Raw genomic sequence first — 5,496 nt, 5'->3', positions numbered from 1 at the left:
CTAATTTGTGTTCGGCGGTGTCCTACTTTTCCGCCCGTGCAGGGCAGTATCATCGGCGCTGGCAGGCTTAGCTTCCGGGTTCGGGATGGGACCGGGCGTTTCCCTGCCGCTGTTGCCGCCGTAACTCTATTTAATTACGCCTCCACCGGGTGTTATTTGGTGGTGGGGTGTGGTCTGTTCGACTCGTTTGTGGGTTGTGGTTGCGGGCACGGTTGATGTGCAATGTTCTTCGTCTTGTGTACACACGATTGGTTTTTCTTTGGGTGTGTGTAAGTTTTCGGCCGGTTAGTGCCAGTTCCCTAAACCCATTGCTGGGTGTGCAGGTCTGGTCTATCGATCCCGTGGTCTGCGGGGGGCCTTATCCCTCTAAAAGGGTGAGAAACCTGGTCTTGGAAGAGGTTTCCCGCTTAGATGCTTTCAGCGGTTATCCTGTCCGAACGTAGCTATCCAGCGGTGCCCCTGGTGGGACAACTGGTAGACCAGAGGTTCGTCCGTCCCGGTCCTCTCGTACTAGGGACAGGTTTCCTCAAGTTTCTGACGCGCGCGGCGGATAGAGACCGAACTGTCTCACGACGTTCTAAACCCAGCTCGCGTGCCGCTTTAATGGGCGAACAGCCCAACCCTTGGGACCTGCTCCAGCCCCAGGATGCGACGAGCCGACATCGAGGTGCCAAACCATCCCGTCGATATGGACTCTTGGGGAAGATCAGCCTGTTATCCCCGGGGTACCTTTTATCCGTTGAGCGACACCCCTTCCACTCGGGGGTGCCGGATCACTAGTCCCGACTTTCGTCCCTGCTTGACATGTACGTCTCGCAGTCAAGCTCCCTTGTGCACTTACACTCAACACCTGATTGCCGTCCAGGTTGAGGGAACCTTTGGGCGCCTCCGTTACATTTTAGGAGGCAACCGCCCCAGTTAAACTACCCACCAGGCACTGTCCCTGGACCGGATATACGGTCCGAAGTTAGAAGCCCAATACGATCAGAGTGGTATTTCAACAACGACTCCACACACACTGGCGTGTGCGCTTCACAGTCTCCCACCTATCCTACACAAACCGTACCGAACTCCAATACCAAGTTGTAGTGAAGGTCCCGGGGTCTTTTCGTCCTGCCGCGCGTAACGAGCATCTTTACTCGTAGTGCAATTTCGCCGAGTCTATGGTTGAGACAGTTGAGAAGTCGTTACGCCATTCGTGCAGGTCGGAACTTACCCGACAAGGAATTTCGCTACCTTAGGATGGTTATAGTTACCACCGCCGTTTACTGGGGCTTAAATTCTCCGCTTCACCCCCGAAGGAGTTAACAGGTCCTCTTAACCTTCCAGCACCGGGCAGGCGTCAGTCCGTATACATCGTCTTGCGACTTCGCACGGACCTGTGTTTTTAGTAAACAGTCGCTTCTCACTGGTTTGTGCCACCCCCTCCCGCTGCCCACCGCAAGGGTGTTGACGGTATGGAGGTCCCCCTTCTCCCGAAGTTACGGGGGTATTTTGCCGAGTTCCTTAACCATAGTTAACTCGTACGCCTTAGTATTCTCTACCTGACCACCTGTGTTGGTTTGGGGTACGGGCCATGTGTGCACTCGCTAGAGGTTTTTCTTGGCAGCATAGGATCACCGAATTCGCCTCACTCGGCTATGCATCACCTCTCAGACATATGAACGACGGATTTGCCTATCGTTCGTCCTACAGGCTTACCCCGGTATTACCACTGACCGGTACGGCTACCTTCCTGCGTCACCCCATCGCTTGACTACTACCCACCAGGGTCCCACGCAGCCGGCAACACGTGATCCCCGAAAGGATCATCACGTGCCATTTGGATGGTTAGCACAATGGATTCATCACGGACGCACACACACGGGTACGGGAATATCAACCCGTTGTCCATCGACTACGCCTGTCGGCCTCGCCTTAGGTCCCGACTCACCCTGGGCGGACTGGCCTGCCCCAGGAACCCTTGGTCTTTCGGCGGGCAAGGTTCTCACTTGCCTATTCGCTACTCATGCCTGCATTCTCACTCCCACACCCTCCACAGCTCCATCACTAGGCTGCTTCACCGGATGCAGGACGCTCCCCTACCCATCCTTGCGGATGCCGCGACTTCGGCGGTGTGCTTGAGCCCCGCTACATTATCGGCGCACAATCACTTGACCAGTGAGCTATTACGCACTCTTTCAAGGGTGGCTGCTTCTAAGCCAACCTCCTGGTTGTCTTCGCGACTGCACATCCTTTTCCACTTAGCACACGCTTAGGGGCCTTAGTCGGCGATCTGGGCTGTTTCCCTCTCGACGCACGGAGCTTATCCCCCGCCGTCTCACTGCCACGCTTTTGTCTTACCGGCATTCGGAGTTTGGCTGACGTCAGTAACCTGGTGAGGCCCATCGGCCATCCAGTAGCTCTACCTCCGGCAAGAAACACGCAACGCTGCACCTAAATGCATTTCGGGGAGAACCAGCTATCACGGAGTTTGATTGGCCTTTCACCCCTACCCACAACTCATCCCCTCAGTCTTCAACCTAAGTGGGTTCGGGCCTCCACGCGGTCTTACCCGCGCTTCACCCTGGCCATGGGTAGATCACTCCGCTTCGGGTCCAGAACACGCCACTACACCCTTACGGGATACGCCCTATTCAGACTCGCTTTCGCTACGGCTACCCCCCACGGGTTAACCTCGCGACATGTCCCTGACTCGCAGGCTCATTCTTCAAAAGGCACGCCATCACCCCACGTAAACGAGGGCTCTGACGGATTGTAGGCACACGGTTTCAGGTACTATTTCACTCCCCTCCCGGGGTACTTTTCACCATTCCCTCACGGTACTAATCCGCTATCGGTCATCAGAAGGTATTTAGGCTTACCGAGTGGTCTCGGCAGATTCACAGCAGATTTCACGGGCCCGCTGCTACTCGGGAACACCATCAAGGCAGACATCGGGTTTTCACGTACGGGACTCTCACCCTCTACGGCAGGCCATCCCAAGCCACTTCCGTTAACCACGACATTTTTTTACTGCCCTCCAGCCGGATAGAACTGGAAAGATAGGTCCCACAACCCCGCACACACAACCCCTACCCGGTATCACATGCATACGGTTTAGCCTCATCCGCTTTCGCTCGCCACTACTCACGGAATCACAATTGTTTTCTCTTCCTACGGGTACTGAGATGTTTCACTTCCCCGCGTTACCTCCCACACCCTATATATTCAGGCGTGGGTAACACGACATAACTCGTGCTGGGTTTCCCCATTCGGACATCCTCGGATCAACGCTCGGTTGGCAGCTCCCCGAGGCTTATCGCAGCCTCCTACGTCCTTCATCGGCCTCTGATGCCAAGGCATCCACCATGCGCCCTTAAACACTTACGACACAAAAAACCAATTGAAAACAAGAATCAAAATTGCACATCAACACACACAAAACCAGCCCCACCCACAAGGAGTGAGACCACACGTTCTGCGCGCATTAGATGCTCGCAACCACTATCCACGAATCAAACACCACACCCCACCACCAAAACCGGTGAGGCAACAACAACCCCCACCACCCCCAACGGGATGATGTCTCCCACCCCCGAAGGGCAGAAGCGAACGGGCCTGTTGTCTCAGGACCCAACAGTGTGTCTGGCAATTCTTTCGATCAACGTGTCATCCCAGCTGATCAGCGTTCGTTGTCATATGCACCCGCCGGACAAACCCACTACAGGCGCCGGCGACAATCCCAACCACGAACCCCGGCACTGTTGCCGGCATGGGGGAAAACCCCGAAGGGCATGTAAATGGTGCTCCTTAGAAAGGAGGTGATCCAGCCGCACCTTCCGGTACGGCTACCTTGTTACGACTTCGTCCCAATCGCCGATCCCACCTTCGACGGCTCCCTCCACAAGGGTTAGGCCACCGGCTTCGGGTGTTACCGACTTTCATGACGTGACGGGCGGTGTGTACAAGGCCCGGGAACGTATTCACCGCAGCGTTGCTGATCTGCGATTACTAGCGACTCCAACTTCACGGGGTCGAGTTGCAGACCCCGATCCGAACTGAGACCGGCTTTCAAGGGATTCGCTCCACCTCACGGATTCGCAGCCCTTTGTACCGGCCATTGTAGCATGTGTGAAGCCCTGGACATAAGGGGCATGATGACTTGACGTCATCCCCACCTTCCTCCGAGTTGACCCCGGCAGTCTCTTACGAGTCCCCGCCATAACGCGCTGGCAACATAAGATAGGGGTTGCGCTCGTTGCGGGACTTAACCCAACATCTCACGACACGAGCTGACGACAGCCATGCACCACCTGCACACAGGCCACAAGGGAACTGATATCTCTACCAGCGTCCTGTGCATGTCAAACCCAGGTAAGGTTCTTCGCGTTGCATCGAATTAATCCACATGCTCCGCCGCTTGTGCGGGCCCCCGTCAATTTCTTTGAGTTTTAGCCTTGCGGCCGTACTCCCCAGGCGGGGTACTTAATGCGTTAGCTACGGCACGGATCCCAAGGAAGGAACCCACACCTAGTACCCACCGTTTACGGCGTGGACTACCAGGGTATCTAATCCTGTTCGCTCCCCACGCTTTCGCTCCTCAGCGTCAGTTACTGCCCAGAGACCCGCCTTCGCCACCGGTGTTCCTCCTGATATCTGCGCATTCCACCGCTACACCAGGAATTCCAGTCTCCCCTGCAGTACTCTAGTCTGCCCGTATCGCCCGCACGCCCACAGTTAAGCTGTGAGTTTTCACGAACAACGCGACAAACCACCTACGAGCTCTTTACGCCCAGTAATTCCGGACAACGCTCGGACCCTACGTATTACCGCGGCTGCTGGCACGTAGTTGGCCGGTCCTTCTTCTATAGGTACCGTCACTTGCGCTTCGTCCCTATTGAAAGAGGTTTACAACCCGAAGGCCGTCATCCCTCACGCGGCGTCGCTGCATCAGGCTTGCGCCCATTGTGCAATATTCCCCACTGCTGCCTCCCGTAGGAGTCTGGGCCGTATCTCAGTCCCAGTGTGGCCGGTCACCCTCTCAGGCCGGCTACCCGTCGTCGCCTTGGTAGGCCATTACCCCACCAACAAGCTGATAGGCCGCGGGCCCATCCCACACCGCAAAAGCTTTCCACCACACACCATGAAGCATGCGGTCATATTCGGTATTAGACCCAGTTTCCCAGGCTTATCCCAAAGTGCAGGGCAGATCACCCACGTGTTACTCACCCGTTCGCCACTCGAGTACCCCGAAGGGCCTTTCCGTTCGACTTGCATGTGTTAAGCACGCCGCCAGCGTTCGTCCTGAGCCAGAATCAAACTCTCCAAACAAAAACTACCCATCCACAGACAGGCCGAATTCGAATCAGAAAAATCCGATCACAAACAAAAGACACCAAACAAACTGGCATCAAAAAAACAACCACACCCCACAAACGGGAAAACACGAGGCGCAGTCAAAAAACAACAAACAAAAACCACCAAACACACTATTGAGTTCTCAAACAACACGCC

3 rRNA genes are annotated in these 5,496 nt (G+C 55.5%); all 3 read right to left on the bottom strand.

Annotated elements, in window-relative coordinates:
* Positions 1–9: 9 nt before the first annotated feature.
* A 5S ribosomal RNA gene (gene rrf, locus AC3WTE_RS32290) occupies positions 10–123 on the bottom strand.
* A 142-nt stretch (positions 124–265) separates the two neighbouring features.
* Positions 266–3,372 (bottom strand): 23S ribosomal RNA (locus tag AC3WTE_RS32285).
* 424 nt (positions 3,373–3,796) lie between these two features.
* A 16S ribosomal RNA gene (locus tag AC3WTE_RS32280) occupies positions 3,797–5,313 on the bottom strand.
* Together the 16S, 23S and 5S rRNA genes form the textbook arrangement of a ribosomal RNA operon.
* Between the last annotated feature and the right edge of the window lie 183 nt (positions 5,314–5,496).

The organism is Mycobacterium sp. FW102-FHT13B02 (genome assembly GCF_058790275.1).
Note: the sequence above shows the minus strand (reverse complement) of the source record. Positions and strands in the feature narration are given on the sequence as shown.